The organism is Thomasclavelia spiroformis DSM 1552, from assembly GCF_025149465.1.
Classification (GTDB): Bacteria; Bacillota_I; Bacilli_A; order Erysipelotrichales; family Coprobacillaceae; genus Thomasclavelia; species Thomasclavelia spiroformis.
In genome coordinates, this window is record NZ_CP102275.1 from 1 (window position 1) to 25,663 (window position 25,663).

Annotated in this window: 23 protein-coding genes, 1 other RNA gene and 1 other annotated feature; of the genes, 21 read left to right on the forward strand and 3 right to left on the reverse strand. The window is 26.6% G+C overall.

The features are described 5' to 3' along the window. From dnaA to NQ543_RS00045, 9 genes are all read left to right on the forward strand, one after another. The gene (dnaA, locus tag NQ543_RS00005) at positions 1–1,347 is read left to right on the forward strand and encodes a chromosomal replication initiator protein DnaA (RefSeq protein WP_004610866.1); all 1,347 of its coding nucleotides are present in this window, start codon (positions 1–3) and stop codon (positions 1,345–1,347) included. Between the two features lie 155 nt (positions 1,348–1,502). Next, complete coding sequence (gene dnaN / locus NQ543_RS00010; RefSeq protein ID WP_004610865.1) at positions 1,503–2,612, forward strand: DNA polymerase III subunit beta; 1,110 nt, start codon at positions 1,503–1,505, stop codon at positions 2,610–2,612. Between the two features lie 210 nt (positions 2,613–2,822). After that, complete coding sequence (locus NQ543_RS00015; RefSeq protein ID WP_004610864.1) at positions 2,823–3,029, forward strand: RNA-binding S4 domain-containing protein; 207 nt, start codon at positions 2,823–2,825, stop codon at positions 3,027–3,029. Continuing rightward, a complete protein-coding gene (gene recF, locus NQ543_RS00020) occupies positions 3,029–4,126 on the forward strand; it encodes a DNA replication/repair protein RecF (RefSeq protein WP_004610863.1) in 1,098 nt (365 codons plus the stop codon). Before NQ543_RS00015 ends, recF begins: the two co-directional genes overlap by 1 nt. Beyond that, positions 4,126–6,051: a DNA topoisomerase (ATP-hydrolyzing) subunit B gene (gene gyrB, locus NQ543_RS00025; protein ID WP_004610862.1), complete on the forward strand. Its 1,926-nt coding sequence runs from the start codon at positions 4,126–4,128 to the stop codon at positions 6,049–6,051. Before recF ends, gyrB begins: the two co-directional genes overlap by 1 nt. Positions 6,052–6,066: 15 nt before the next feature. Continuing rightward, a complete protein-coding gene (gene gyrA / locus NQ543_RS00030; RefSeq protein ID WP_004610861.1) occupies positions 6,067–8,529 on the forward strand; it encodes a DNA gyrase subunit A in 2,463 nt (820 codons plus the stop codon). Positions 8,530–8,687: 158 nt separating this feature from the next. Then, positions 8,688–9,971 carry a serine--tRNA ligase gene (gene serS / locus NQ543_RS00035; RefSeq protein WP_004610860.1) on the forward strand — a complete coding sequence of 428 codons (1,284 nt, stop codon included), beginning with the start codon at positions 8,688–8,690 and terminating at the stop codon, positions 9,969–9,971. Positions 9,972–9,985: 14 nt separating this feature from the next. Beyond that, a complete protein-coding gene (locus NQ543_RS00040) occupies positions 9,986–10,804 on the forward strand; it encodes a Cof-type HAD-IIB family hydrolase (protein WP_004610859.1) in 819 nt (272 codons plus the stop codon). A 240-nt stretch (positions 10,805–11,044) separates the two neighbouring features. Further along, complete coding sequence (locus NQ543_RS00045; protein ID WP_004610858.1) at positions 11,045–11,548, forward strand: GNAT family N-acetyltransferase; 504 nt, start codon at positions 11,045–11,047, stop codon at positions 11,546–11,548. A gap of 478 nt (positions 11,549–12,026) precedes the next feature. On the opposite strand, the gene NQ543_RS00050 is transcribed toward NQ543_RS00045, so the two are convergent. Together NQ543_RS00050 and NQ543_RS00055 are read right to left on the reverse strand one after the other, a co-directional pair. After that, a complete protein-coding gene (locus tag NQ543_RS00050; protein WP_004610857.1) occupies positions 12,027–12,470 on the reverse strand; it encodes a GNAT family N-acetyltransferase in 444 nt (147 codons plus the stop codon). A gap of 51 nt (positions 12,471–12,521) precedes the next feature. Continuing rightward, positions 12,522–13,148, reverse strand: coding sequence for a TetR/AcrR family transcriptional regulator (locus NQ543_RS00055; RefSeq protein WP_039904803.1), 627 nt, complete (start codon positions 13,146–13,148; stop codon positions 12,522–12,524). 147 nt (positions 13,149–13,295) lie between these two features. Between NQ543_RS00055 and ffs the strand changes: the two genes are divergently transcribed. The 4 genes from ffs to recR all read left to right on the forward strand — a co-directional run bounded on the left by ffs (position 13,296) and on the right by recR (position 16,333). Next, positions 13,296–13,383, forward strand: an RNA gene (ffs, locus tag NQ543_RS00060) — signal recognition particle sRNA small type. Between the two features lie 18 nt (positions 13,384–13,401). Further along, positions 13,402–13,848 (forward strand): nucleoside deaminase, encoded by a 447-nt coding sequence (locus NQ543_RS00065; protein WP_004610855.1) that lies wholly within the window; start codon positions 13,402–13,404, stop codon positions 13,846–13,848. A gap of 98 nt (positions 13,849–13,946) precedes the next feature. Next, entirely contained in the window at positions 13,947–15,728 is a 1,782-nt protein-coding gene (dnaX, locus tag NQ543_RS00070; protein ID WP_004610854.1) for a DNA polymerase III subunit gamma/tau, read from the forward strand. An 11-nt stretch (positions 15,729–15,739) separates the two neighbouring features. Then, a complete protein-coding gene (gene recR / locus NQ543_RS00075; protein WP_004610853.1) occupies positions 15,740–16,333 on the forward strand; it encodes a recombination mediator RecR in 594 nt (197 codons plus the stop codon). A gap of 223 nt (positions 16,334–16,556) precedes the next feature. Here recR and NQ543_RS00080 read toward each other — a convergent pair whose 3' ends face one another. Continuing rightward, on the reverse strand, positions 16,557–16,973 hold the full coding sequence (locus NQ543_RS00080; protein ID WP_004610851.1) for an Hsp20/alpha crystallin family protein: 417 nt from the start codon (positions 16,971–16,973) through the stop codon (positions 16,557–16,559). Positions 16,974–17,188: 215 nt separating this feature from the next. Between NQ543_RS00080 and tmk the strand changes: the two genes are divergently transcribed. From tmk to metG, 8 genes are all read left to right on the forward strand, one after another. Then, positions 17,189–17,809: a dTMP kinase gene (tmk, locus tag NQ543_RS00085; RefSeq protein WP_004610850.1), complete on the forward strand. Its 621-nt coding sequence runs from the start codon at positions 17,189–17,191 to the stop codon at positions 17,807–17,809. Continuing rightward, on the forward strand, positions 17,806–18,747 hold the full coding sequence (locus tag NQ543_RS00090) for a hypothetical protein (protein ID WP_004610849.1): 942 nt from the start codon (positions 17,806–17,808) through the stop codon (positions 18,745–18,747). The genes tmk and NQ543_RS00090 overlap by 4 nt, the downstream gene beginning before the upstream one ends. A gap of 12 nt (positions 18,748–18,759) precedes the next feature. Next, positions 18,760–19,578, forward strand: a complete 819-nt coding sequence (locus NQ543_RS00095; protein WP_004610848.1) for a PSP1 domain-containing protein — start codon at positions 18,760–18,762, stop codon at positions 19,576–19,578. Beyond that, on the forward strand, positions 19,571–20,305 hold the full coding sequence (locus tag NQ543_RS00100) for a tRNA1(Val) (adenine(37)-N6)-methyltransferase (protein ID WP_039904801.1): 735 nt from the start codon (positions 19,571–19,573) through the stop codon (positions 20,303–20,305). The genes NQ543_RS00095 and NQ543_RS00100 overlap by 8 nt, the downstream gene beginning before the upstream one ends. Then, positions 20,298–21,152 (forward strand): 16S rRNA (cytidine(1402)-2'-O)-methyltransferase, encoded by an 855-nt coding sequence (gene rsmI, locus NQ543_RS00105; RefSeq protein ID WP_004610846.1) that lies wholly within the window; start codon positions 20,298–20,300, stop codon positions 21,150–21,152. Before NQ543_RS00100 ends, rsmI begins: the two co-directional genes overlap by 8 nt. A 168-nt stretch (positions 21,153–21,320) precedes the next feature. Further along, positions 21,321–22,520, forward strand: coding sequence for a polysaccharide deacetylase family protein (locus tag NQ543_RS00110; RefSeq protein ID WP_148344845.1), 1,200 nt, complete (start codon positions 21,321–21,323; stop codon positions 22,518–22,520). A 262-nt stretch (positions 22,521–22,782) separates the two neighbouring features. Beyond that, a complete protein-coding gene (locus NQ543_RS00115) occupies positions 22,783–23,415 on the forward strand; it encodes a GTP pyrophosphokinase (protein ID WP_004610844.1) in 633 nt (210 codons plus the stop codon). 89 nt (positions 23,416–23,504) lie between these two features. Next, positions 23,505–23,704: a binding site (T-box leader), on the forward strand. A 37-nt stretch (positions 23,705–23,741) separates the two neighbouring features. Continuing rightward, positions 23,742–25,658: a methionine--tRNA ligase gene (gene metG / locus NQ543_RS00120; protein WP_004610843.1), complete on the forward strand. Its 1,917-nt coding sequence runs from the start codon at positions 23,742–23,744 to the stop codon at positions 25,656–25,658. The last annotated feature ends 5 nt before the right edge of the window (positions 25,659–25,663 follow it).

The following is a 25,663-nucleotide window of genomic DNA, read 5'->3' on the forward strand; positions in this document are numbered from 1 at the left end:
ATGCGCGATAATAGTAAAATTTGGCAATTATGTCTTGATACTCTCGAAAAACAAACTCTTCCAGAGGAACGTAAGATTGATAAAGTAATCATGGAATCGGTTTTTAGAAATGCACAAATTGCGTCTATTAATAATAATAAAGTTACTATTACTACACCTTTTTCATTTAATGTCGAAACAATAAAAAATAATCTTAGCGATATCGAAGATATTCTTTCAGGTATGCTTGCATCACAAGTTACTGTTGAAATATTAGGTGAGGATGAGTTTAATAAATCTATTATTCAAGCAAAAAAAGAAGTTTTTAAAGATAACCTTAATAAAAGTTTAACATTTGAAAACTTTGTTGTTGGGGGTTCTAACAGAATGGCACAAAATGCGGCCTTACTTGTTTCAACTAATCCTGGTTCTAATTTCAATCCCTTATTTATTTATAGTAATCCTGGACTTGGTAAAACACATTTATTAAATGCAATTGGAAATTATGCGAAAGAAATTAATCCCAATCTCAATATTCGATATATTACCAGTAAAGATTTTGTCGATGAAGTAATTGGTGCTATGAAGGGAAAAGATGGTGATGAAATCTATGAAAAATATAAACAATTAGATATTTTATTAATTGATGATATTCAATTTTTATTTAATAAAGAAAAAAGTAGTGAAATATTTTTCCATATTTTTAATGAATTAATCAATAATAATAAACAAATTGTTATTACAAGTGATAAAATGCCAGAAGATCTCCAAGGGATTGAATCACGATTGATCAGTAGATTCAATTCTGGATTAAGTTTTGGAATTGATCCCCCAGAATTTGAAACTGCAAGGGCTATTTTAGAGAAAAAAATAGAAAATCTTGATAATCCTTCTTTAATTATTCAAGAAGATGTTATTGATTTTATGGCTAGTCATTATTGTCGAGATATTAGAAGTCTCGAAGGTGCTTTAAAACGATTATTTTTTTGTAGTATTATGAATTGTACTAATAATATAGATATGGCTTTTGCCTTAGAATCTTTTAAAGATGATAAAAAAGTAACTACTCCAAAAACTGCTCTTACTAAAGAAATTATTTTAAAAACAACTGCAGAATTTTATTATCTTACTATTGATCAATTAATTTCTAAAAATAAAACTAGAAAATTAACTACTCCAAGAGAGATGTGTATGTATTTAATGCGTGAATTACTAGATATTACTTTTTCTGAAATCGGTATGACATTTAGTAATCGCGATCATTCTACGGTTATGAAAGCTTGTGCTAGAGTAGAGGCAAAAATCGCTAAAGATTCAGATTATAAACTTGCTATTAATAAACTAAAAGAAAAACTAAATGTGCATTAAAACACAGTTATTCCACATTTAGTGAATATCTAATGCACATAAAAAACTATGATATTTATTACATTTTTTTAGTTATACACATTATTCACACTATAATAGTAATAATAAAATACTTAAAATAAATATATAAATATAAACTAAAAAGGAGAAAATTCATGAATTTTAAAATTAAAAGAATTAAGTTATTAAATGCTTTATCTAAAACAACTAAAGCTGTTTCAATTCGTAGTCCTTTACCTGTACTTACAGGAATTAAGTTTGATTTACATGATGATTGTTTAATTTTAACAGGTAGTGATTCTGATATTACAATTCAAACAAAAATAATAAAAGATGAAGATTTAACTATTTATGAAACAGGAGGGGTTGTTCTTAATTCACGTTATATTTTAGATATTGTTCGCAAAATTGATAGTGAATATATTAATATTCAAATACTTGATGGAGCTTTAACTAGAATTTCAAGTCCTACATCTAAGTTTGATTTAAATGGAACTGATATTTTAGATTATCCTAGAATTGATTTATCTAAAAATGGTATAAAAATTGATATTAATTCTTTAGTCTTAAAAAATATTATTTCTCAAACCAAATTTGCTGCAAGCGATAAAGAACATAAACCAATTCTAACTGGAATTAATTTTAAAGCTACTAACAATCAATTAGAATGTACAGCTACAGACAGTTATCGTTTAGCTAAAAAAGTAGTTTCTTTAAATGAAGATGTTACTTTTAATATTACTATTCCTCAAAAATCATTAGATGAAATATCTAAGATTATTGAAAAAGATGAAATTATTGAAATGTATGTTTCAGATCGTAAAGTATTATATGTATTTGACAATAATATTATTCAAACTAGATTAATTGATGGAAGTTTCCCAGATACTAATCGTTTAATTCCTAATAGTTTTGATTATGAATTAAATATAGATACACATTATTTATTAAATGCAATTGATCGTGTTTCTTTACTTACTAATGAACAAAATAATATTATTAAATTAGATATGGATGATAACCAGGTATTATTATCATCATATATGCAAGAAATTGGATCTGTGGAAGAAATTTTGGATAAAGCTTTTTATAAAGGAGAACCTCTAAGTATTTCATTTAGTTCAAAATATGTTAATGAGGCAATTAGAGCTTTTAATAGTTCTAAAATTAGAATATTATTTACAGGAGAAATGAAACCATTTATCATTAAAGATTATGAAAATGAAGATGTTATTCAATTAGTTTTACCTGTAAGAACATTTTAAAACTACAATTTTGTAGTTTTTTTTTCGTGAAAGTACTATTTTAATATATGAATTAATTATATGTGGATAAATTTTGTATGTAATCGAAGTTTATTAAAAACTGACATTTTTATACTTTTTATAAAAAAAGCGTTTATATGCTGATTTTTTTGAATTTTAAAATAATTTATGTTATAATAGCGCTAGATTTTATAAAAAAAGAGGGTCATTATGAAAAAGATAAAAATAAAAGATGAATACATAACTTTAGGACAATTTTTAAAGTTTGCTGGATGTGTTTCTAGTGGAATTGATGCTAAAATGGTTATTAAAGATGGTTTGGTTTTAGTTAATGATGAAGTTGAAGTAAGAAGAGGTAAAAAACTGCGAGCTGGTGATCGAATTAATTTTGATGGAGAAGAGTTTATTATTGATTAATGATAGTTAAATCATTAAATTTATATAATTTTCGTAATTATAGTCATTTTGTTATTGATTTTAGTCAAGATATTAATATTTTAATTGGCAATAATGGACAAGGAAAAACTAATTTAATAGAGGCAATATATTTATTGTCAGTTGGAAAATCTTTTAGAAGCCATGTTAATAAACAAATGATTATGTTTGATAATGAGTTTGCTAGAATTAAAGGTAAAGTCATTTCTAACAGCAAGCAGCGAAATTTAGAGATAATTTTAGGAAGTAATTTTAAAAATGCTAAAATAGATAATCAAGATATTCATAAAATAAGTGAATTTGTAGGTTTATTGAATGTTGTTGTTTTTATTCCCGATGATCTGTATTTGGTTAAAGGAAATCCAAGTAATCGTCGGCGTTTTATTGATTTAGAAATTTCTAAAATTTCACCGATATATGTTTTTAATTTAAGTAAATATTCTAACTTACTTAAAGAGCGTAATAAATATTTAAAAATACTTAATAAAAAAAATAGTAGCGGTGATGAGTATTTAGAAGTATTAGATGAGCAGTTATCAAAATTACAAGTCGAATTAATAAAAAAAAGATTACAATTTATAAGTAGATTAGATCAAAAAGTTTCTTTGATTTATCAAAAAATAGCACAAAAAGATAATGAAGCTATTAAATTACGTTATAGTTGTTTTCTTAAAGATGATCTTAATTATGAAAATATCTTAAATTTATACAAAAAAAATCATCGTCGTGATATTAAATATATGCAAAGTCATATAGGAATTCATAAAGACGATTTAAAAATATATATGAACGATAATGATGCTTGTTTATATGCATCTCAAGGACAGCAAAGAACAGTTGTTTTAAGTTTAAAAATTGCCTTAATTGAGTTAATTAAGGAAGAAATTGGGGAGTATCCAGTTTTATTATTGGATGATGTTTTATCTGAATTAGATAAAACAAGAAAAAATATGTTATTAGATATTTTGAATCAAAAGATTCAAACATTTATTACAACTACTTCTATTGATGATATTAATCATCAGATTATAGAAAGAGCAAAGAAAATATATATTGAAAGTGGCAAGGAGGCTACATAATGTCAGAAGAAAAAGTAAAGCATAGTTATGATGAATCTGATATTCAGGTTTTAGAAGGATTAGAGGCAGTTCGTAAAAGACCAGGGATGTATATCGGAACTACATCAATTAGAGGATTACATCATTTGGTATGGGAAATAGTTGATAATTCTATTGATGAAGCATTAGCAGGATATGCGAGTCATATTCGCGTAATTTTAAAAGATGATGATGTTGTTCAAGTTATTGATGATGGACGTGGAATGCCAACTGGAACTCATGCAAAAACAGGAATTTCAACAGTTGAAACAATTTTTACGGTATTACATGCCGGTGGAAAATTTGGCGGTGGAGGATACAAAGTATCTGGTGGTTTGCATGGAGTTGGAGCTTCAGTTGTAAATGCATTGTCTGAATGGTTAGAAGTTAATGTTCATCGTGATGGACATGTTTATTATCAAAGATTTGAAAATGGCGGTCAACCTGTAGATAAGTTGAAGGTTGTTGGAGATTCTGATATTACAGGAACAATTGTCACTTTTAAAGCAGATAAATTAATTTTTAAAGAAGGTACTGTTTATGATTATGATACTTTAAATCAAAGAATTAGAGAATTAGCTTTTTTAAATAAAGGATTACGTTTATCATTAGAAGATCAACGTAACGGAATTAATCGTAAACAAGTTTATCATTATGAAGGTGGAATTAAAGAGTATGTAAGTTTTATTAATAAAAATAAAACACCAATTCATGAAGAAATTATTTATGTTGAAGACATACAACAAGATATAACGATTGAAGTTGCAATGCAATATAATGATGGCTATCAATCAAATATTTATTCATTTTGTAATAATATTAATACTCACGAAGGTGGAACTCATGAAGAAGGTTTTAGAATGGCTTTAACTAGAGTTATTAATAATTATGCAAAAAATAAAGGTTTATTGAAAAAAGATGATGAAACATTATCAGGAGATGATGTTCGAGAAGGACTAACAGCAATTATTTCAGTAAAACACCCAGATCCTCAATATGAAGGGCAAACTAAAACAAAATTAGGAAATGCTGAAGTAAGAAAAATTGCAAGTAATATCATTGCTACATCTTTAGATAAATTTTTGTTAGAAAATCCAGATACTGCTAAAATAATAGTAGATAAAGCAATTATTGCTTCAAGAGCTCGTATGGCAGCTAAAAAAGCTCGTGAAATGACAAGAAGAAAAAATCCATTGGAAGTTTCAAATTTACCAGGTAAGTTAGCTGATTGTTCAAGTAAAGATCCTAGTGAATGTGAAATATTTATAGTCGAAGGGGATTCTGCCGGTGGGAGTGCAAAAATGGGACGTGATCGTAGAATTCAAGCAATTTTACCGTTACGTGGAAAGATATTAAATGTTGAAAAATCTAGATTAGAAAAAATTCTTGGAAATGCAGAAATTCGTTCGATGATTACAGCATTTGGTACAGGAATAGGTGAAGAATTTAATCTTGATAAATTAAGATATCATAAAATTGTAATTATGACCGATGCTGATGTAGATGGTGGGCATATTAGAATTTTAATGTTAACATTCTTATATCGTTATTTAAAACCATTAATTGAAAATGGATTTGTATATGCAGCACAACCCCCTCTTTATTTATTAAAACATGGTAAAGAAGAACATTATTGTTATAGTGATGAAGAATTAGAAGATTTAAAAACAAAAATCGGTTCAGGTGCTAAGTATAGTATTCAACGTTATAAAGGGTTAGGAGAGATGAATGCTGATCAGCTATGGGAAACTACAATGGATCCACAAAAACGTATTTTAAATCAGATTGATTTAGATGAGGCGATGGAAGCTGATATGATTTTTGATATGTTAATGGGAGAAAAAGTCGAACCTAGACGTGAATTTATTCAAGAAAATGCAAAATATGTAACTGATTTAGATATTTAATAAAGGAGAGAAAAAATGGAAGAACGTGGAATTAGAAAAGTTAAATTAACATCTGAAATGAAAAACTCTTTTATGCAATATGCAATGTCAGTTATTGTTGCTAGAGCTTTACCTGATGTTCGTGATGGTTTAAAACCTGTACAAAGAAGAATTATTTACGGCATGAGTGATTTAGGTTGTACACCAGGAACCCCGTATAAAAAATCAGCACGTATTGTTGGAGAAGTAATGGGGAAATATCATCCTCATGGGGATTCTTCGATATATGAGGCATTAGTAAGAATGGCTCAAGATTTTTCTTATCGATATATGTTAGTTGATGGTCATGGAAATTTTGGTTCAATTGACGGTGATGGCGCTGCAGCGCAACGTTATACTGAGGCTAGAATGTCTAAAATTTCTAGTGAACTAGTTAGAGATTTAAAAGAGGATACGATTGATTTTATTCCTAATTATGATGGTGAAGAGCAAGAACCATCTGTATTGCCTGCTAGAATTCCTAATTTATTAATTAATGGTTCAACTGGAATTGCAGTAGGGATGGCAACTAATATTCCACCACATAATTTAGGAGAAGTAATAGATGCAATTCTTGCAGTAGCTAAAAATCCTGATATTTCAATAGTTGAATTAATGGAAAATTATATTCAGGGACCTGATTTTCCAACTGGTGGATATATTTTAGGTAAAAGTGCTATCAAAAAGGCTTATGAGACAGGAAATGGTTTAATTGTTATGAGGGCTAAGACTGAGATAGAGGAAAAAGGTAATAAAAAAGTAATTATTGTTACAGAACTTCCTTATATGGTTAATAAAGCTCGAATGATTGAAAAGATGTCTCAATTAGTTAGAGATAAAAAAATTGAAGGAATTACAGAAATCCGTGATGAATCAAATCGTGATGGTATTAGAGTTGTAATTGAATTAAGAAGAGATATTCAACCAGAAGTAATTTTAAATCAATTGTATAAACTTACATCATTACAAACTACTTTTGGTGCAAATTGTATTGCATTAGTAAACAATGAACCAAAAACATTGAATTTAAAAGAAATGATAAGTTTATATCTTGAACACCAAGAAGAAGTTATTAGACGTAGAACCAAATTTAGATTAAATAAAGCTGAAGATCGCGCTCATATTTTAGAAGGTTTAAAAAGAGCATTAGACCAAATTGATGCAATAATTGAATTAATTCGTTCAAGTCGCACTACTGACATTATTCAAACAAGATTAATGGAAGAATTTAATATGTCTGATAAACAAGCTAAGGCAATTCGTGAAATGCAATTACAACGTTTAGCTGGTTTGGAAAGACAAAAAATTGAAGATGATTTAAATAAGTTATTAGAAATTATTGCAGATTTAAAAGATATATTAGAAAATAGAGAGCGATTATTATCAATTATTCATGATGAATTAGAGGAAATCAAAGATAAATATGGGGATAAACGTAGAACTGAAATAATTCAAGGAACATTTGATTTAGAAGATGAGGATTTAATACCAGTTGAAGATGTTATTATTTCACTTACAAATAATGGTTATATAAAAAGAATGCCTGTAGATACATATAAGTCACAAAATCGTGGTGGACGCGGTATTAAAGGTATGTCAACAAATAATGATGATATAGTTAGTTCATTAATAAATATGTCAACTCATGATGATTTGTTGTTCTTTACTAATTTTGGAAAAGTTTATCGTTTAAAAGGATATAATATTCCAGAATTTGGACGTTCTGCTAAAGGATTGCCAGTTGTTAATTTATTGGATCTTGATAAAGAAGAAAGTATTAAATCAATGATTAATATTGATCGAAAACAAATTCAACAAAATAGTAATTATTATTTATTCTTTGTTACTAAAGATGGAATAGTAAAGCGTGTTCACATCAATGAATTTCAACTAATCCGTCAATCTGGAAAGATTGCAATTTGTCTAAAAGATAATGATCAGCTTGTTCAAGTTAAGCTTACAAGTGGTAATGATCAAATATTAATTGCTGCATCAAATGGTAAACTTGTCCGTTTTGAAGAAAGTAATGTTCGTCCAATGGGACGTATTTCAAGTGGTGTAAAAGGTATTAATGTTGATGGTAGTGAAGTTGTAGGAATGACAACTGATAAAGAAGGAAAATATATTTTAGTTGTTACTGAAAGAGGATATGGTAAGATGTCGCCATTAGAAGAATATCGTTTATCTAATCGTGGTGGTAAAGGAGTTAAAACAATTCATACTACTGAACGTAATGGAAAAATTGTGGCATTACGTGCAGTAAATGGTGATGAAGATTTATTGATTATAACTGATGATGGTATTATGATTCGTTTACCAATGGAACAAGTAACAACTGCTGGTCGAGCTACTCAAGGGGTACGTTTGATTAAAGTTAATGAAAATAATAAAGTTTCATCTGTTGAAGTTGTAGAAAAAGCTGTTGAACAAGATGATGTTGATGATGAAACTACAAAATAATATAAAATAATCGGGGAAATTGATCCTCGATTATTTCATATATTTAATATTTCCTTGGAAATATTAAATTGTTTAAAAATAAACACTTTGACAATAATTGAATAAAGATTATAATTAATATATAATTCTATAAAAAATATAAACAAGGGAGAATAAAAATGATTGATATTGCAATATTAAGAGAAAACCCAACCCTAGTTAAAGAAAACATGAAAAAGAAATTTCAAGATGATAAGATTGGGTTAGTAGATGAAGCTTATAAATTAGATAAAGATTATCGTGAAGTATTAACAAAAGCTAGTGAATTAAGAAGTATGCGTAATAGATTATCTAAAGAAATTGGGCAATTTATGCGTGAAGGTAATAAGGAAGCTGCTGAAAATAATAAAAAACAAGTAAACGAAATGGCAGATGAATTAAAGCAATTAGAAGAATTAGAAACTAAATATGGTAATGAATTAAAAGATGTTATGATGAAAATTCCAAATTTTATAGATGATTCAGTACCATTAGGTAAAGATGATAGTGAAAACGTTGAAATTACTAAATATGGAGAACCAGTAGTACCTGATTTTGAAATTCCTTATCATACAGAAATTATGGAAAAATTTGATGGGATTGATATGGATGCTGCAGGGCGAGTTGCAGGACAAGGTTTTTATTATTTAATGGGAGATGTTGCTCGTTTACATTCGGCAATTCTTTCATATGCACGCGATTTTATGATTGATCGTGGATTTACTTATGTTATTCCACCATATATGATTCGTAGTAACGTAGTTACAGGAGTTATGAGCTTTGAAGAAATGGATAGTATGATGTATAAAATTGAAGGAGAAGATTTATATTTAATTGGTACATCTGAACATTCAATGATTGGTAAGTTTATTGATAATATTTTAGATGAATCTAAATTACCATATACATATACATCTTATTCACCATGTTTCAGAAAAGAAAAAGGTGCTCATGGTATTGAAGAACGTGGTGTTTATCGAATTCATCAATTTGAAAAACAAGAAATGATCGTAGTATGTAAACCAGAAGATAGTAAGATGTGGTTTGATAAATTATGGAATAATACAGTTGATTTATTTAGATCTTTAGATATACCAGTAAGAACATTAGAATGTTGTTCTGGTGATTTAGCTGATTTAAAAGCTAAGAGTATTGATGTTGAAGCATGGTCACCTAGACAGAAAAAATATTTTGAGGTTGGATCTTGTTCAAATTTAACAGATGCTCAAGCACGTCGTTTAAATATTCGTATTAATGGAGAAAAAGGAAAATATTTTGCTCATACATTAAATAATACAGTTGTTGCACCACCAAGAATGTTAATTGCTTTTCTTGAAAATAATTTAAATGAAGATGGAAGTGTTAATATTCCAGTAGCATTAAGACCATATATGGGCGGAAAGGAAAAGATAACTACAAAATAGTTATCTTTTTAGATATGAAAACTTTATATATAAGTGATTTAGATGGGACTTTATTAAATAAAAAAGGATGTATAAGTAATTATACTATTGAAACAATTAATAAATTAATTGATAAAGGAATGAATTTTACTTATGCTACTGCACGTTCTTTAGTTTCAGCTACACCAATAACAAAAAATTTAAATTTAAATTTACCATTGATTATTTATAATGGTACGTTTATTATTGATGGAAAAAGTGGTAAATTTATTCATAAGAATATTTTTAATGATTCACAAGTTGAATTTGTTAAAAATGTTATGAAAAAAAATAAAATAAATCCAATGGTTTATGCTTTGATAGATGGTAAAGAAAGAGTTACAATTATCAATAAAAAATTAAATGATGGGATAAAAGAATATTTAACTAAACGAAAAGATGATCCTCGCATTAATTTAACTAATGATTTACATAGTTTATATCAAGGGGAAGTATATTATTTTACAGTGATTGGAAGTTATCAAGAGTTAAATTCAGTATATGAAATATTGAAAGATAATGTGGATTATAACGTTACTTTTCAACAGGAAATTTATCGTGCTGAATATTGGTTGGAAATTATGCCTAAAACAGCATCAAAAGCTAATGCTATTTTAAAACTTAAAGAAATTTTAAAATACGATGAAGTTATTTGTTTTGGTGATGCAATTAATGATTTGGAAATGTTTAAAATTTCTAATCAAAGTTATGCAGTGGAAAATGCTGTTGATCAATTAAAAGAACAGGCCACAGCTATAATTGATAGTAATGAAAATGATGGTGTGGCAAATTGGCTAATTAAAAAATTTAAATAAAATAGAAATAAGGGGACTAATTTAGTATTGATAAATTATATTTATGTTATAATGTTCTTAGAAATATAAATTTATAATACATATTAAACCCTTAATAAATATTATTAAAATATTTTGTAATTGAATTATAGTGAGGTTAAATTTTATATTTACTTCTTTATTTTTATTTCTCAATTTTTTGATATTTATATAAAATTTAAAGAAAGGAGAAGTATATTAATAATATACTAGGTAAAAATAATGAATATTGAATATTGTGAAGCAAAATCTAATGATGCAAAAGAAATAATTAATTATTTAAATATAGTAACTGGTCAAACTGATAATCTCAATTATGGAAATAATGAAATTAATTTAAACACTATTCAGGAAATGGAATTTATTCAAGAAATGCATGAAAATGATCATTCAGTTATGATTTTAGCAAAAGATGGTGATAAGATTGTTGGAATTGCAACTTTAAAGGGTCATAAACAATCTAGATTAAAACATCGTGCTGATTTAGGAGTTAGTGTTTTAAAAGAATATTGGCATCAAGGAATAGGTAGTAATTTAGTTAGTGCAGTAATTGGATATGGAGTAGAAGCTGGAATCGAAATAATTGATTTAGAAGTTGTTACAGATAATGAAATAGCAATTGTTTTATATCATAAATTTGGATTCGAAATTATTGGAACATATGAAAATTATATGAAATTAAATGATCGTTATTTAGATGTTTATTTAATGAATTTATATCTATAGAAAATTTAAAATAAGAATGATGATTATCATTTTAACAAGTAATAACATAGCTTTAAAAATTTAATTTATTACTTATAAGGAGCTTATGTGTTTGATATAAAAAGCGAAGGCTATCTGTAATTCACTAAATAGTGATACATAACCTACGCTTTTTTCATTGAATTTATAAGAAACATTAAAAAATTGATTTTTTTAGAAAAGAATCAATTTTTTAATGTTCGTAAATTGTTTTGATATCTTTTTTTGTTGATAAAGATTCATATAAATGAATTAAATTAAAATTCATTTACAGTTTGCTTAATTTAGGAAGATATGGAAAATAATTATTTAATAGTTTGATAAAATCTTAATTTTTCAATTCTACAAAAATAATAGTACTAGAATTTCTTTATTTTATTGTTCTCTTTTAAAATTCTATATAGATTTTATGGTTTCTACAATTTGTTTTTATATAAGTTCTTGATAGAATAGAAATTTTTTAGTCTAATTTCATGTATAAAAGAGGGTAAGGATTTCCTTGTTCATCATACTCTGTTTTTTTGTAAACTTTAAATCCAATATGTTCATAAAAACCTTTAGCAAGAGGATTTTGTTCATTGACTGCTAAATCATTTACTGAATATTTTTCTATTCCATATTTAAGTAATTTTTTACCAAATCCTTTGCCTCTTTCTTTGTGAGAAATAAAAAGCATTTCAAGATGTTGTTCTACGATTCCCATAAATCCTACTGGAATATGATTTTCATTTTCTATAATTATTAAGTGTGGGATTTCTTGTAATGCCTGTGGAACATATTTCTTAATTTCTTTTATTTCATTTTCAGATAAGAATAAGTGTGTTGCTTTTACTGAGCTTTCCCATACTTCTAATAACTGTTCTATTAGTGTTGGTTTTCTATCTGTTACTTCAATAATGTTCATATTAATCCTCCATAAATTTTAGTTTATAATTATTTTGTATTAATTAGTAAGCTATTTGTGACATGATAAAATTAATTCATGAATACTACCTTGTTCTATATGTAAAAGTCTTTCTAGATTATAAATAAATGCGGTTAATTTTTTTTGTTTACTTTTTTGATCAAGTGCCATAAGATCATCAAACATAATGTTATAATAAATTAGCGCCATCCCAGCTGTTTCTTGTGGATAATCCGTTTGACATATTCCTTGTAAAGTTAATTCTTCAATTAATGATGTGATAAGGGGAGTAATTCCTGACAAGATACATTTTTGCATTTTTTGATGCATAAGTGCATTTTGTGGTTTATGTACTTGTTCTAAAATTTCATGTCCAAGATTATTATTGTCTATATTGAGTGTAAATGTTATCATTGTAAAACGTTGAAAGACAGAAAGTTCTTTTTGATCAAATATTTCTTTTGATTTTTCAACTAACTGATTAGTAATTCGATCAATTACTGCATCTAATATTTCTTCTTTTGACTTAAAATAATAATATAGTGTTCCTCTGGCAATGCCAATTTCTCGCAATATATCGTTGGTACTAGTATTGTCAAATCCTTTTTCTATAAATAGCTGTTCTGCTATATCCAATATTTCTTTTTTTCGTTCCTCTGCTTCTTTCATTAATCGCATCACTTACACACTCCTATTATAAATCAAAACCGACAACTTGTCGGTAAAATTCTAGCATGATGTGATATATATGTCAATTTATTGAGTTAAATTTATTTAAATTTAAAAATACTATTGAATTTATATTTTAAATATATTATAATATTTTTTGCCATTACAATAGTCGGCTTCGAACCATGTCAGGACCGGAAGGTAGCAGCATTAAGAATAACCGTCTATGTGTAGTGGCTTTTTTATAAAAAGGAGAATTTACATGAATCAAGATATCAAGTTTATGGAGATAGCTTATCAAGAAGCTTTAAAGTGTTTAGAAAAAGATGAAGTGCCTGTAGGAGCTGTAATTGTTAAAAATAATGAAGTAATTTCATGTGCACATAATTTACGTGAAACTACAAATCTTGCTACTGCGCATGCAGAAATTTTAGCAATAAATGAAGCATGTAAAAAGTTAGAGTCTTGGTATTTAGATGAATGTACATTGTATGTTACACTTGAACCCTGTGTCATGTGTTCTGGTGCAATAATAAATAGTAGAATAAAAAAAGTTGTGTTTGGAGCTTTTGAAAATAGATGGCTTGCTTTAACAAGCATTTATAATTGTAATTTTCCTGTTAATCATAGACCAGAGATTGTAACTGGTATTTTAGGTGATAAATGTTCTAAAATAATAAAAGAATATTTTAAAATAAAAAGAAAATAGGCTAAAATTGAATTAGTATAAATGATTCTATCAATAGATTGAATCTTTTTTAATGTATAACTATGTAGTATAATAGATTGTATGAGGAGTGATTTTAAGTGTCATATAAAGCATTATATAGGTCATATAGACCCCAAACATTTGATGAAGTAGCTGGACAAGAACATATAGTTACAACTTTAAAAAATGCAATTAAAGAAAATCGTATAGCGCATGCTTATTTATTTGCAGGACCTAGAGGAACAGGAAAAACAACTGTTGCAAAGTTACTTGCAAAGGCATTGAACTGTACAGGGGACAATCCACCTTGCGATAATTGTCCTAATTGTAAAGCTATAACTGCATCTCAACATCCTGATGTAATCGAAATTGATGCAGCAAGTAATAATGGGGTTGATGAAGTAAGAGATTTAATAGATAAAGTTAAATATGCACCAATTAATGGTAAATATAAAGTTTATATTATTGATGAGGTACATATGATGTCTCAAGGTGCTTTTAATGCTTTATTAAAAACTTTAGAAGAGCCTCCAGCACATATTATATTCATTTTAGCTACAACAGAACCACATAAAATTTTACCAACAATTATTTCTAGATGTCAGAGATTTGATTTTAAAAAAGTTGATGATCAAGATATAGTTTCTAGATTAGAATATGTTTTAAAAAATGAAAATAAGGAATACGAATTAGATGCCTTGAAGTTAGTTGCAAAATTAGCTGAAGGTGGAATGCGAGATGCATTAAGTATTCTAGAACAATGCTTAGCTTACAATGATAAATTAAGTATAGATAGTGTTAATAAAGTTTATGGTTTATTATCGATGGATAATAAAATTATATTTATAAAAAAATTACTTTCACAGGATTTAAAATCTGTTTTACAATCACTGGATAATATGTTAAGTACTAGTATTGATATAAAAAGATTAACGTATGATTTAATAGATGTTTTAAAAGATGTTATTATTTATAAAAATACACAGGATGCTAGTATTTTATTTGTTTTGACACAAAAAGATGTTGAAAATTTAATATCATATATATCAGTTGAAGAATCATTTGAAATTATTGATATTTTAGTTGATGCTAGTAATCATTATAATTATTCCTTAAATGCAGATACTTATTTTGAATTGGCTTTATTAAAAATATGTAATAAAATTAAAGATGAAAATAAAATTTTAGTTAAGGCAGATAATATTATTGAAAATGCTCCAAATTTAGAAAGTAATATAGCAGAAAATAAAGAAGATAAAAAAGATAAAGCAGATAAAGATATAGTTGAAAAAACAAATGAGAGTATTCAAGAAGAAATTTTACCTGGTACAATAGAAAAAATCATTGATGATAATAAAAATGATCAAAGTGAAAATGTAAGTATAATTGAAAATAAAAACATTGATGTATCTTTTGATGATATATTAAATATTTTAGTTCAGGCTGATCGAAGAATTCTTAATGATATTCAAGAAAAGTGGCCAGTAATTGCAAGATATAAATTTAATCTTAATACTGCTAAATTTGCTTCAATGCTTTGCGATGGAAAACCTGTTGCAGCTGCACGAGGTGGAATTATTATTTCATTTGATCATCAACCTAATATTAATGAAGTTAATAGTACAGAAAATTACTATCAATTAAAAAACTTTTTGCAAGAAGTATTAGGGGAAAGCTATGATTTTATTGCAGTTAAAAGTAATATTTGGCCAGATATAAGAAATAGATATATTGAAATGAATAGAACTCGATCTTTACCAAATCCTCAGCCAATTGTTTTACATCATATTGGTGTTTATAAAGAAGAAAAAAAAGAATTGAGTGAAGCTCAAGCAATGGCAATAGAGTTATTTGGTGATATTGTTGAATTTGAAAAATAAAGGAGAATTTTATGAACTATCCAAGATCTTTTCAAAATTTAGTTAATTGTTTTAAACGCTTACCGGGTATTGGTGGAAAAAGTGCAGAACGTTTAGCTTATTATATTTTATCAATGGATAAAGAGTACGTTGATGATTTTTCTAAAACTTTAGCATCTATTCATGATAACATTCATTATTGTAAAAAATGCGGACATATTTGTGAGGATGAAATATGCGATATTTGTAAAGATAAGAGCCGTGATCAGAGTGTTATTTGTGTAGTAGAAGAATCTAAGGATGTTTTTGCAATGGAAAAGGTAAAAGAATATAATGGATTGTATCATGTTTTACATGGAACAATGTCAATTATTGATGGAAAAACGATGGATGATTTGAATATTGCATCATTATTTAATCGATTAGATGATTCAATTAAAGAAGTTATTATTGCCACTAATCCAACAAGAGATGGTGAAACAACTGCTTTATATTTAGCTAAATTACTTGCTAAAAGAAATATTAATACGAGTAGAATTGCTAATGGATTACCAATTGGAAGTAATATAGATTATGCAGATGAATTAACATTGTTAAAATCATTAGAAGGTAGAAAAAAAATATAAGCACTTCATATAATGTAATGAGGTGCTTTTTTATGCGTAAAATGTTAATGCTATTTTTTAAATCATTAATAATAATATATATTTTTAATATAATTACTGGAAATTATTTTACTTATAATATTTTAAATATTTTTATTTTAATGATGTTAGGATTACCTGGGATAATAGTTATATATTTAATAACACTAATATAAAATTCCGACATTTAAATGTCGGAATTAGGTTATTCAATTGGTATATAATTATGATTTTCAACTTCTTTAGTTGTTGTTTTTGGTAAATAAATTTTTAATTCACCATTATCATAATTAGCTTTAATATCTCCTTTTTTAATACTATCACCAACATAGAAACTTCGACTACATGAACCCGAATATCTTTCTTGACGAATTATATTACCTTTTGTATCTTTTTCATCATTATTAGTTGATTTATTACCGGAAATTGTTAAATATCCATCGTTTAACTCAACTGAGATGTCTTTTTTATTAAAACCAGGCATTTCAATATCAAGTACATACTGATTATCAACTTCTTTTATATCTGTCTTCATATAGCTATTGTAGCTTCTAAAAAATGAATCATCAAACATATCATCGAATAAATTATTAAAAGTAGTTAACCCAGGAAGTAATTTCATAATAATCGCCTCTTTCCAAATAAATTTCGAAATTACTTATAATCGTATGTAATCAATACTCTTTTCTGATTACATTTATAGTATAATACTAATTTTTAGCACTGTCAATAGGAGAGTGCTAAAAATGTATTAAAAGTATTAAATTGTATGAAACTGTTACATATGATATAATCTTGTATAGATTGTATATGATAATAATTTGAAAGGAAATAACAATGAGAGGTAAATTCATTACATTAGAAGGTCCTGATGGTAGTGGAAAAACTACTATATCAAAAATTGTATTTGATCAGTTAATGGCTGAAGGATATAAAGTATTATTAACAAGGGAACCAGGAGGCATAGATATTGCTGAGCAAATAAGAGCTATTATTCTTGATAAAAAAAATATTGCAATGGAAGCTCGTACAGAAGCATTATTATATGCTGCAGCAAGAAGACAACATTTAATAGAAAAAATTGAACCTGCATTAAATGATGGTTATTTAGTCATTTGTGATCGATTTATAGATAGTTCATTGGTATATCAGGGAGTTGCAAGAAATATTGGAATTGATGAAGTATATCAAATAAATTTATTTGCAATAGGTGATGTATTTCCAGATACTACTATATTTTTTGATATACCTTATGAAATTGGTTTAGAAAGAATTAATAAAAATCATAGAGATACTGATAGATTAGATTTGGAATCTAATGATTTTCATAAAAAAGTATATGAGGGCTATATGAGTATTTGTGAAAAATATGCTGATAGAATAACAAAAATTGATGCAAGTAAATCAATTGATGAAGTAGCAAGTCAAGTTATTGACATTATAAAGAAGATAATATGAAAGAATATTTAAAAGACCATCAGCCGTTATTTTATAATTTAATTTATAATGAATTTTCACAAAATAAGATACCTCATGCGTTTTTATTAGTTGGGAATAATACTGAAAAACCATTAATTTTTTTAGCTATGTCATTAATTTGTGATCAAACGCTTGCATGTATGCAATGTAATGATTGTAGAAAAGTTGCTCAAAATAAATATGGTGATATTATTAGATTAAATGGAAAAGATAGTTCAATTAAAAAGAGAGATATTGAGTTAATACAAAATACATTTAAAAAATCATCACTAGAAGGAAAAGCTAAAATATATATTATTGAAAATATTGAATATGCTACACTTGAAGCAATGAATACTTTGTTGAAAATGTTGGAAGAACCTACTGAAGGAATATATGCTTTATTTACTACAAAAAACAAAAACAGAATTTTACCTACTGTTTTATCAAGATGTCAAGTAATTGAAATAAAACCAGATAGTAAAGAAAATATTATTAAGTATTTAATAGATTTAGATATACCTAATGAAGCTGCTACAATTATTTCATATTTATCAAATGATTTAGATGAGGCAAAAAATCTATATGATGAACGTTTTGAATATATGCAGGTACAAGTTAAAAATTTTATTGAAGATTTGTATTTTAAAAGAAATAATCTAATTATTAATGTACAAACAAATTTATTAAAAAAATATAAAGAACGTAATGATATTAAATTATTTTTAAATATGTTATTATTAGCAATTAAAGATGTGTTTCACGTGAAACATAATCAAAAAATTATTTTTAAATCATCTTATGAACTATTTAAACAGGTAAATGTACCAGATCAAAAAATAATAAAACAAATAGAAATTATCTTAGAAGCAATAAATATTATTGAAAGTAATGTAAACGTTGCATTGTTGATGGATAGTATAATGTATAGACTATAGAAAGGAGTATTTATGGAAAATCTTAGATTAGCAAGTGTTAAATTTAAAAGTGCAGGAAAAGTATATTATTTTTCTACAGATTTAGAATTAGAAAAAGGTGAATATGTTGTAGTTGAAACTACTAGAGGGTTAGAATTAGGAGAAATTTCGCAAGGATTAATGTCAATCGAAGAATTTAATCTTGATACAGAATTAAAATCGATTTTAAGAAAAGCAACTGTCAAAGATATTGAAATATATAAAAAGAATTTAATTGATGCTCAAGAAGCTTTAGTTACATGTCGTGATATTATAGCTCGATACGATGTTGATATGCAATTGACTAATTGCGAATTTACTTTAGATAAAGCAAAAGTAATTTTTATGTATACTTCTGATGAAAGAGTTGACTTTAGAGAACTTTTAAAAGAATTAGCTACTGTATTTAGATGTAGAATAGAACTACGTCAAATAGGACCACGTGATAAAGCAAAAGTTATTGGTGGAATTGGAACATGTGGATTACCGCTTTGTTGTACAACATTATTGGGAGAGTTTAATGGTGTTTCTATTAATATGGCAAAAAATCAAATGTTAGCTATTAATATAGAAAAAATTTCTGGTTCATGTGGAAGACTAATGTGTTGTTTAAAATATGAAGATGAGGTTTATAGTATTGAAAAACAACGTTTTCCTAAAATTGGTAGTAAGGTAAGATATGAAGATAAAGAAGTTAAAGTATTGGGATTAAACGTAATTAATGATTTAGTTAAAATTGATAATAATGGAGCAATTATATTTGTTAATCTTGATGAAATAAAATTCAAAAATGGAGTATCTAAAAATGGATAAAGAAGTAATTAATTATTTATTAGCATATAATAATTTAAAAATTATTCAAAGAAAGGATATGTTTAATTTTTCTTTAGATACTGTTTTACTAGCTAACTTTTGTACAATCACAAAAGATGTAAAGAAAATTGTTGATTTTGGAACAAATAATGCAGCTATACCTTTAATTTTATCAAGAAGAACTAATAAACCAATAATTGGTGTTGAAATTCAAAAAGAAGCAGTAGAATTAGCAAAAAAAAATATAACATTAAATAGTTTAGATAATCAAATAAAAATTGTTCATAGTGATATTAAAGAATTTGTAAATGATTCCATAAAAGTTGGGTTAGTAGTATGTAATCCACCTTTTTTTAAAGTAGATGAAGATAGTAATTTAAACGATAATGAATTTTTAACTATTGCTCGTCATGAGATAAAAATTAATTTAGAAGAAATTATTAAAAGTGCTGCGAAAATTTTAGATAATCGTGGAAAATTTGCCATGGTTCATCGTCCTCAAAGGATGATTGAAATATTAAATTTAATGCAAAAATATGATATTGAGCCAAAAAGAATTAAATTTGTATATCCTAAATATAATAAAGAGAGTCATATTTTACTGGTAGAAGGAATTTATAAAGGAAAAAAAGGTTTAAAAATAGAGCCACCATTATATGCACACAATAATGATGGGAGTTATAGTGATGAAATAAAAAAAATGTTTGGAGAAGAAATAAATGAATAGACAAAAAAGTTTTGAAAATAAGAAACCATGTATTTATCTTGTTGCAACACCAATAGGTAATCTTGAAGAAATAACATATCGAGCAATAAGAATATTAAAAGAAGTTGATTATATTGCAGCAGAAGATACTAGAAATACAATTAAATTATTAAATTATTATAATATTAAAACAAAATTAATTTCTCACCATGAACATAATATTAAGCAATCAATTCCAAAGATAATAAACTTATTATTAGAGGGAAATAATATTGCATTGGTTAGTGATGCAGGTTATCCAGCAATCTCTGATCCTGGTTATGAGCTAGTAAAAGAAGCTATAAAAAAAGAAATAAATGTAATACCAATTAGTGGAGCAAATGCATGTTTAGATGCATTAGTTGTATCAGGAATTTCACCACAACCATTTATTTTTTATGGTTTTTTAGATCATTCTGATAAAAAAAAGAAGAGAGAATTAGATAATTTAAAAAAAAATCAAGAAACTATAATTTTTTATGAATCACCACATCGTATTACTAAAACATTGCAGTTAATGTTAGAAATTTTTGGAAATCGAGAAATTGCATTATGTCGAGAAATAACAAAAAAACATGAAGAGATTATTCGTGGTAATATTGATGAAATACTTGAGATTAGTCCAAATTTAAAAGGTGAAATAGTTATAGTTGTATCAGGAAATAATGGTGTAATAGAAGAGCCAGTTTTTGAGCAAACTATTATAGAGCATGTTGATGAATATATTGCAAAAGGGATGTCAGTTAAAGATGCAATTAAAGAAGTAGCAAAAGTTAGAAATTTAAAAAAGAATGAAGTATATGCTAAATATCATCAAAATAATATTTAAATTATTTTTATAATGTTTCACGTGAAACATTGTGAGATAATTATTATATAGTTAGGGAGGCATTGAGTTAATTTGTTACACTCATATAAATTAGATCAAAGAAAGAAGAAAATATTATATATAGTGATCCTGTTAATAGCAATCTTAATAGTGAGTATTGGATGGTTTATGATTGATAGGAAAAAGTATGATGCTTATAACCAGTATAATGCTGATAATAAACACACTGGTGAAGTAATGCATTATAATAAGGACAGCGAAAAACTGTATATCTCTTTATTTTATCCAAAAACTGAAAGTAAAAAACTTAATACTATCATTAATGATTATTATAAAGAATATCTTGATAATCAAAAAGCCAGTAAAAACAGTAAAGATATCATTTATATGGATTATTCTATTGATAAAGTATTTGATCAGTATCTTAATCTTTCATTTACAGCACAGCGATATAATGAAGATAATGAAAAAACAGACACAGAAACTAAACGTTTTGCTTACGATTTAAATAAAGAAAAAATTCTTAGCGTAAATGACTGTTTAAGAAGATCTTATAAAAGAACATTGTCAAATATAAATGGCATAGATAAAATTGAACCAGAACACATAGATCTTAGAATTGGAAAAAAGAAGCTTACAATATATAATGACAATGAAGAAAAGATAGAAATAGATTATGGTCAAAATAAAGAGCTGATCAGATTAGCCAATAAAAATATTCCATCTGATGCACCATTAGACATAAAAGAACCGGCAGCGCAGCCAAAAGTAGATCCAAATAAAAAAATGATAGCGATAACGTTAGATGATGGACCACATAAAAGCAATACATTAAGAACAGTAGAACTGTTTGAAAAATACGACGGAAGAGCAACATTTTTAATGTTAGGGAAGAATGTAAAACAATATCCGGAGATAGTAAAGACCGTCTATGAACAAGGATTTGAAATAGGGAGTCATTCATGGGATCATCCGGATTTAAGGAAACTGGATGCAAACGGAATAGAAAAACAGATAGTGGATACACAAAATGAGATATTTAAAATAACAGGCTATGAACCAGAAATCATCAGACCCCCATATGGAGCAGTGAATGAAACAGCAAAACAGGTAATAGCAAATAACGGAATGAAGATAGCGCTATGGAATGTAGATACCGAGGACTGGAAAGTAAAGAATGCTCAAAAGATAAAAGAAACAATAGTAAACAAAGCATTTGATGGAGCAGTAATATTGATACATGATATTCATACATTTACGATAGATGGATTAGAGATGGCGTTAGAAGAACTAAGTAGAAATGGCTATCAGTTTGTAACACTAGAAACCTTAAGTCAATATAAAGAATTAAAAAATGTTATTAAATAATTAATTTTAATATTTAATAATTATAAGTATTTACTATGATAACCTTCTAGTAGAAAGTGAAAGTATTTAAATACCGACTACAGAAGGTTTTTAATAATTTAAAATTTATAATAGGTATGTAAAATAATCTTATTAAATTTTAAATTAAAATGAATAAAAAAGAGAATAAATGTGCATATTTATAATATGTTTTACATAAAATAACATTATTAATTGTAATTAGTAATAAAATTATTTTTTACAATAATAATGAGGTGAAAAAATGAATCAAAAAATAGATAATATATTAGATGAACAAAAAAAATTTCAACAGCTCATGCAACCTTATAAAGCTGCAATAAAAATAATAAAAATAAAATTAGAAATAATAGATCAAAATCTAGAATTTGAATATGGTCATAGTCCCATACATAATATACAATATAGAATAAAATCACCAAAAAGTATTATAAATAAGTTGGAAAGAAAAAAATTAGAAAAAAATATAGAAGGTATAAAAAAAATAAATGATATTTCCGGATTAAGGGTAATATGTAATTATATAAATGATATACATTATATTGCACAATTATTAATTTTACAAGAAGATGTTGTTTTGATAAAATATAATAATTATATAACTTATCCTAAAAAGAATGGTTATAGAAGTTTACATTTAATAGTGACAGTTCCAGTATATCAAAATGATTTGTTAATTAATGTACCTGTTGAAATTCAAATAAGAACTATTGCAATGGATTGCTGGGCATCATTAGAACATGAATTAGTGTATAAAGCAGATAAAAAAGCTAATGAGGAAATAAAACAAAGATTGAAAAAATGTGCAGAGATGATGGAAAAAACTGATTTGGAAATGCAAAAAATATACATGGAATTAAATCATTCATGGCAATAAAAATGTTTCACGTGAAACATTAAAAACAAATGAATAGATAAATCGAAAAATAATTGACATTAGTTCTATAGTTTGTTAAAGTTAAGATTGAAAAAGCAAAGATGGGAAGATGTTAAAGTAGCGCAAATAGAGACTTAGTGGCTGGTGGAAACTAAGAGTTAAGCTTTAAGAGATGGCCCCGGAGCTGTTATCTTGAATAGTTAAAGATAAACGTCTAACTTGCGTTAAAAGTTTAGAGTGGCACAGTAATGTGTAAAAAAGGTGGTACCGCGATTATTTCGTCCTTTTATAAGGACGTTTTTTTATTTTGAAAGGAGAATGAATATATGAAAAATGAAAAAGATTATTATCTTACAACAGCTATTACATATACTTCAGGAAAACCACATATTGGAAATACCTATGAAATTATTTTAGCTGATGCAATTGCAAGATTTAAAAGACAAGAAGGATATAATGTTTATTTTCAAACTGGAACAGATGAACATGGTCAAAAAATTGAATTAAAAGCTAAAGAAGCTGGAATTCCACCACAACAGTTTGTAGATGAAAAAGCAGCTGAAGTTAAAAGAATATGGGATTTAATGGATACAACATATGACCGTTTTATGAGAACTACAGATGAGTATCATAAAAAACAAGTTCAAAAGATATTTAAAAAATTATATGATCAAGGTGACATATATCTAGGACACTATGAAGGTAAATATTGTACTGCTTGTGAATCGTTTTTTACAGAATCACAATTAGTTGATGGTAAATGTCCAGATTGTGGAGGACCTGTAAATGATGCAAAAGAAGAAGCGTATTTCTTTAAATTATCAAAATATGCAGATCGTCTGATTGAACATATTGAAAAACATCCAGAATTTATTCAACCAGTATCACGTAAAAATGAAATGATGAATAATTTCTTAAAACCTGGTTTACAAGATCTATGCGTATCAAGAACATCGTTTACTTGGTCAATTCCAGTAGACTTTGATCCAAAACATGTCGTATATGTATGGATAGATGCATTAACTAATTATATCACTGGTTTAGGATATGATGTAGATGGTAATCATGGAGAATTATATAAAAAATATTGGCCAGCAGATTTACATTTAATTGGAAAAGATATAGTGCGTTTTCACACAATTTATTGGCCAATCATGTTAATGGCTTTAGATATTCCATTACCAAAACAAGTATTTGGACATCCTTGGTTATTACAAGGTGAAAGTAAAATGTCTAAATCAAAGGGGAATGTAATTTATGCAGATGATTTAGTTGATATTTTTGGAGTAGATGCAGTTAGATATTATGTATTACATGAGATTCCATATGATAACGATGGAAGTATTACATGGGATTTATTGGTTGAAAAAATAAATTCTGATTTAGCAAATGTATTAGGTAATTTAGTAAATAGAACAATTTCTATGTCTAATAAATATTTTGATGGAATAGTTAATAATCCAAAAGTATATGAACCAGTGGATGAAGAATTAATCAATATTGCATTAGAAATGCCAAAAAAAGTAATAAATAAAATGGATGATTTTAAATCATCAGATGCATTAGATGCAATTTTTACATTACTTAGAAGAACTAATAAATATATTGATGAAACAATGCCATGGGCATTAGCTAAAGATGAAAGTAAAAAAGAGCGTTTAGCAACAGTTTTATATAATTTAATTGAAAGTATTCGTTTTAGTGCTATCGCATTAATACCATTTATACCTTCAACGGCAAATAAAATTTTAGATCAAATAAATACAGATCAAAGAGATTACCAAACATTAAATGAATTTGGTGCATATAAAGAAGGAACAAAAGTTACAGAAAAACCAGAAATTTTATTTGCACGTTTAGATTCGAAAGAAATTGAAAAGAAAGTTGCAAAGTTATCTACTGTACAAGAAGTAAAGGAAGATGATTTAATTACAATTGAAGATTTTAAAAAGGTTGAATTAGTTGTTGGAACGGTAGAGGAATGTAAAAAACATCCTGATGCTGATAAATTACTGGTATCAAAAATTAATTTAGGTAAAGAAACAAGACAGATAGTTAGCGGAATTGCAGATTACTATAATCCAGAAGAATTTGTAGGTAAAAAAGTAATTGTTGTTGCTAACTTAAAACCTGCTAAGTTAAGGGGAGTAGAATCACAAGGAATGGTTTTAGCAGGCGAAACCAAAGATTTATTAGAAGTAATTAATGTTGAAAATTTACCTAATGGTACCAAAATTCATTAATATTT

Excerpts from the sequence above, each read along its gene's own strand:
- rsmI (WP_004610846.1), top strand. The coding sequence starts at position 20,298 with ATGAATAGACAAAAAAGTTTTGAAAATAAGAAACCATGTATTTATCTT.
- recR (WP_004610853.1), top strand. The coding sequence starts at position 15,740 with ATGAACTATCCAAGATCTTTTCAAAATTTAGTTAATTGTTTTAAACGC.
- metG (WP_004610843.1), top strand. The coding sequence starts at position 23,742 with ATGAAAAATGAAAAAGATTATTATCTTACAACAGCTATTACATATACT.
- serS (WP_004610860.1), top strand. The coding sequence starts at position 8,688 with ATGATTGATATTGCAATATTAAGAGAAAACCCAACCCTAGTTAAAGAA.
- recF (WP_004610863.1), top strand. The coding sequence starts at position 3,029 with ATGATAGTTAAATCATTAAATTTATATAATTTTCGTAATTATAGTCAT.
- NQ543_RS00115 (WP_004610844.1), top strand. The coding sequence starts at position 22,783 with ATGAATCAAAAAATAGATAATATATTAGATGAACAAAAAAAATTTCAA.
- NQ543_RS00065 (WP_004610855.1), top strand. The coding sequence starts at position 13,402 with ATGAATCAAGATATCAAGTTTATGGAGATAGCTTATCAAGAAGCTTTA.
- NQ543_RS00095 (WP_004610848.1), top strand. The coding sequence starts at position 18,760 with ATGGAAAATCTTAGATTAGCAAGTGTTAAATTTAAAAGTGCAGGAAAA.
- NQ543_RS00080 (WP_004610851.1), bottom strand. The coding sequence starts at position 16,973 with ATGAAATTACTTCCTGGGTTAACTACTTTTAATAATTTATTCGATGAT.
- NQ543_RS00100 (WP_039904801.1), top strand. The coding sequence starts at position 19,571 with ATGGATAAAGAAGTAATTAATTATTTATTAGCATATAATAATTTAAAA.
- gyrA (WP_004610861.1), top strand. The coding sequence starts at position 6,067 with ATGGAAGAACGTGGAATTAGAAAAGTTAAATTAACATCTGAAATGAAA.
- NQ543_RS00055 (WP_039904803.1), bottom strand. The coding sequence starts at position 13,148 with ATGCGATTAATGAAAGAAGCAGAGGAACGAAAAAAAGAAATATTGGAT.
- dnaA (WP_004610866.1), top strand. The coding sequence starts at position 1 with ATGCGCGATAATAGTAAAATTTGGCAATTATGTCTTGATACTCTCGAA.
- NQ543_RS00110 (WP_148344845.1), top strand. The coding sequence starts at position 21,321 with ATGATTGATAGGAAAAAGTATGATGCTTATAACCAGTATAATGCTGAT.
- NQ543_RS00090 (WP_004610849.1), top strand. The coding sequence starts at position 17,806 with ATGAAAGAATATTTAAAAGACCATCAGCCGTTATTTTATAATTTAATT.
- gyrB (WP_004610862.1), top strand. The coding sequence starts at position 4,126 with ATGTCAGAAGAAAAAGTAAAGCATAGTTATGATGAATCTGATATTCAG.
- dnaN (WP_004610865.1), top strand. The coding sequence starts at position 1,503 with ATGAATTTTAAAATTAAAAGAATTAAGTTATTAAATGCTTTATCTAAA.
- NQ543_RS00045 (WP_004610858.1), top strand. The coding sequence starts at position 11,045 with ATGAATATTGAATATTGTGAAGCAAAATCTAATGATGCAAAAGAAATA.
- tmk (WP_004610850.1), top strand. The coding sequence starts at position 17,189 with ATGAGAGGTAAATTCATTACATTAGAAGGTCCTGATGGTAGTGGAAAA.
- NQ543_RS00015 (WP_004610864.1), top strand. The coding sequence starts at position 2,823 with ATGAAAAAGATAAAAATAAAAGATGAATACATAACTTTAGGACAATTT.
- NQ543_RS00040 (WP_004610859.1), top strand. The coding sequence starts at position 9,986 with ATGAAAACTTTATATATAAGTGATTTAGATGGGACTTTATTAAATAAA.
- NQ543_RS00050 (WP_004610857.1), bottom strand. The coding sequence starts at position 12,470 with ATGAACATTATTGAAGTAACAGATAGAAAACCAACACTAATAGAACAG.